Source organism: Nocardia abscessus NBRC 100374, from assembly GCF_000308455.1.
Classification (GTDB): domain Bacteria; phylum Actinomycetota; class Actinomycetes; order Mycobacteriales; family Mycobacteriaceae; genus Nocardia; species Nocardia abscessus.
In genome coordinates this window covers 1-3,231 of sequence record NZ_BAFP01000054.1, presented here as the reverse complement: position 1 = coordinate 3,231, position 3,231 = coordinate 1, and the positions used below count along the sequence as shown (strand labels likewise).

Genomic DNA, 3,231 nt, shown 5'->3' with positions numbered 1-3,231 from the left:
GGCCGCCGCGTCCGCGACGAAGGAGCAAGCGGCGGCCGCTCGGACGCGAGCCACAAAGGGGCCGCGAACACCCAGCGCCGCAGGCGCTGGAAAACAACACCCGCTCAAACACTCAGGATGTCGAGAACGGCGTCCGAGGTGTAGAACGGCGCGAGGCGTTCGCGGATCAGCCCGGCGAGCACTCCTTCTCGCTTCGCGCCCTCGATGACCGCCGGGCCGTAGCGCAGGATCTCCCTGGCGATGTCGTCACCGGTGAGACCGAGTTCGGGCAGCATGGCGGCCAGGGTGTAATCGCCGTACTTGGTGAAGAACACCTCGACGCACTCGTCCACGAGCAGGCCGAAGTACTCCTTCTCGCGGGTGGTGACCGCGATTTCGTAGCACAGCAGCGCCAGCTCGTTGAGGTCTGCCTGGGTGAGGTAGTCGCGCAGCCCGCTGACCGGTTCGTCGGCGTGCAGATCCCAGAACTCCATCGCGGCGTCGTGCACCGGCGCGTCGCGCAGCATTTCACGGATGGCGTTGTTGGTGCGCTTGAGCGCGAACAGCGCGCCCTTGCCCGCGAGATCGCCGACGAAGGTGCTGTCGGCGGCGGCCTTCTTGGCGCGGTTGGCCGCGGACTGGCCCAGCGACATCAGCGAGGAGACGCCCGGGATCTTCTCGGCGCGCTCCCGGTTGGCCTGCATGAAGTCGTTGATCAGCTTGTCCACGAACTTCGAGGCGACGGTGGCCACCAGCGGGCTCTCGGTGAGCCGGTCCAGGATGCGTTCCTGCGCCTGGTGCATGCCGAAGATCTTCTCCAGCAGTGCCTCGACCGGCTCGCGGTCGACCACCTCGCCGAGCCGGTAGTCGTGGTTGGCGGCGATGTGGTCGTAGATGGAGTCGGCGAACACCCCGACCATGTCGGCGATCACCGGGCTGCCGCCGATCAGCTCGACGATGGTGCGCACCGTCTGCTTGGCCTGGTCGATCTCGACGACGTCCCGGAAGACCAGTGTGTCGGCGACCGTGAGCACCGCTTCGGTGTCGCGTGCGATCACCTCGGCGAAACGCTCACCACTCACCTCCGCGAGCAGGAATTCCACCTGGGCGTCCAGTAGCCGTTCGGCGATCTCACGCGGCTCGCTCATCGAATTCCACCCATCACTGCTCGTCCGGCGCGCCCGGCCGGGATCACGGCTGGTTCGGGTCGACGTCGTTGTCGCGCAACGATTTCCGTATCCGGTCCAGCCGCTCTCGCGCGGCTTTCTCGCGCGCCTGCCATTGTTCGTCCACGCTGCGGCCCGCGGGAGTCTGCCGGTCGAGTTCGCCCATCCCCTGCGCGGTGCCGTAGCGCTGCTCGACCTTATCGCGAACTGACTCGAAAGTAGGAACGCCGGAGGCCGAATATCCGCCGCTCGCGGCGACACTCGGCATACCCGGCGGCGGTACCGGTACCGCCGGTACCGCAGAACTGCCGCCGACCTGGCCGGATATCTCCGTCGGCTGCCCAGGAGGCACAGGCGCGCCGGGCGGGGTGGCAGGAGTCACATCCGGCGCGGCGATCGCATCACCCGTCTCCAGCAGCCCTATCAGCGCCGCGTGGACCGCCGCGAACCCGGGGCGCGCCGCCGTCGCGACCAGCAGGACACCCGCCAGCTCCGCGTCGGACAGGCCGGCCAACCGGCTCACGATCTCGCTGTCGTCACTCATACCGCCAGGCTACGCAGCCGGGACCCGACCGCACGCGGTTCACGACCGCACCTGCGCACCCGCCCAGTCACGCACGAGGTCGTACCAGGTCGAGCCGCCGACGACGATCAGGTCGTTGTGCCCGGCGCCGGGAAACACGACGAGCCGTTTCGGCTCCCGCGCCGCGGCGTAGAGCCGTTGCGCGTGCCGTAGCGGCAGCAGTTCGTCCTGGTCGCCGTGCATGATCAGGACCGGGGCGCGCAGCGCGCGGATGCGGCGTTCGTTCGGATAGGCGTTCGGGACCAGCGGTGCGGGCAGGAACGGATACACCGAGCGAGCGGCGTCGCGAAGGCCGGTGAAGGTGGACATCAGCATCACTCCGGCGGGCGGATGGTGTTGCGCCAGCTCGAGGACGACGCCGCCGCCGAGCGATTTGCCCAGGTACAGCACTCGGTTGGGGTCGACCCCGGGTTGGGCCAGCAATGCCTCCCGCGCGGCGCGGGCGTCGAGGTAGGTGCCGCGTTCGGTGGGCTTCCCGGTGCTGCGACCGTACCCGCGGTAGTCGAAGGCCAGCACGTCGAAACCGGCCTCGGTGAGCAACGCGAAGATCGGCACCCGGTCGCCGATGTTGCCCGCGTTGCCGTGCGCGAACAGGATGTGCCCGACCGAATCCCGCGCGGGCATCCACCAGGCGTGCACGATCTGCCCGTCCGAGGTGGGCAGGAAGAGATCGGCGTACTCCATGCCGAGCAGCGCCGGGGTCTGCAGCACGGTCCGCTCCGGCAGGTAGGTCAGCGCGTTGAGGATCGGACTGGCCGGGTGTCGCATGCCCACGTTCTTACTCTTGGGCGAGCGGGACGAGGGCGGTGGGTGGCCGCAAGACGGGTCGAGCCGTCCTGGCGAAAACGTCTCGGGCGGGCCGAGCCGGCCGGCGCATCGATCGGGCGTGAGGGCGCTGCTCGACGTAGCCAAGGGGCGGGAGGACAACGGAGACCGTGCGTCCCTCCGGTCGCACGGTCCCGTTGTCACGCAAACTTCGGATCAGCTGCGCAGTACCGCACCCACCGCGTCGGCCGCCGCCGCGACGGCCGCGTCGCGCGCCGCACTGGCCTCGTCTTCGGTGAGGGTCCGGTCGGTGGCGCGGAAACGCAGGGCATAGGTGAGCGACTTGCGGCCCTCGCCCGCCTGGGCGCCCTCGTACACATCGAACAGCGCGATGTCCTCCAGCAGCTCGCCGCCGCCGGTGCGCAGCGCCGCCTGGACGGACGCCGCCGGAATCGTCTTCTCGACGCTCACCGAGACGTCCTGCAGCACGGCGGGGAACGGCGACACCGTCGGCACCGGCCGGGCTTCCAGCAGCGGTAACGCGTCCAGGTCGAGCTCGACGGCGCAGGTGCGCGCGGGCAGGCCGGAACGTTCCAGCACGGCGGGGTGCAGTTCACCCGCGTAGCCGATGACCGTTCCGTCCACCAGCAGCTCGGCGCAACGGCCGGGGTGCCAGGGCAGATGCGCCACCGGACGGCGCTCGATGGTCACACCCGCCGCATCGGCGACCGCGTCGGC

At 69.7% G+C, this 3,231-nt stretch carries 4 protein-coding genes; all 4 read right to left on the bottom strand.

Annotation, left to right across the window (positions count from 1 at the left end):
- Window positions 1-104: 104 nt before the first annotated feature.
- On the bottom strand, window positions 105-1,127 hold the full coding sequence (locus ON19_RS10825) for a hypothetical protein (RefSeq protein WP_043689707.1): 1,023 nt from the start codon (window positions 1,125-1,127) through the stop codon (window positions 105-107).
- A gap of 43 nt (window positions 1,128-1,170) precedes the next feature.
- Window positions 1,171-1,689, bottom strand: coding sequence for a PspA/IM30 family protein (locus tag ON19_RS39705; protein ID WP_043689705.1), 519 nt, complete (start codon window positions 1,687-1,689; stop codon window positions 1,171-1,173).
- A gap of 39 nt (window positions 1,690-1,728) precedes the next feature.
- Window positions 1,729-2,496: an alpha/beta hydrolase gene (locus ON19_RS10815; protein ID WP_043689703.1), complete on the bottom strand. Its 768-nt coding sequence runs from the start codon at window positions 2,494-2,496 to the stop codon at window positions 1,729-1,731.
- A 213-nt stretch (window positions 2,497-2,709) separates the two neighbouring features.
- Window positions 2,710-3,231: phenylalanine--tRNA ligase subunit beta-related protein (locus ON19_RS10810; RefSeq protein ID WP_043689701.1), on the bottom strand; the 522-nt coding region annotated here is incomplete at its 5' end.

Coding starts and splice junctions, on each gene's coding strand:
- ON19_RS10825 (WP_043689707.1), bottom strand. CDS start 1,127: ATGAGCGAGCCGCGTGAGATCGCCGAACGGCTACTGGACGCCCAGGTG.
- ON19_RS10815 (WP_043689703.1), bottom strand. CDS start 2,496: ATGCGACACCCGGCCAGTCCGATCCTCAACGCGCTGACCTACCTGCCG.
- ON19_RS39705 (WP_043689705.1), bottom strand. CDS start 1,689: ATGAGTGACGACAGCGAGATCGTGAGCCGGTTGGCCGGCCTGTCCGAC.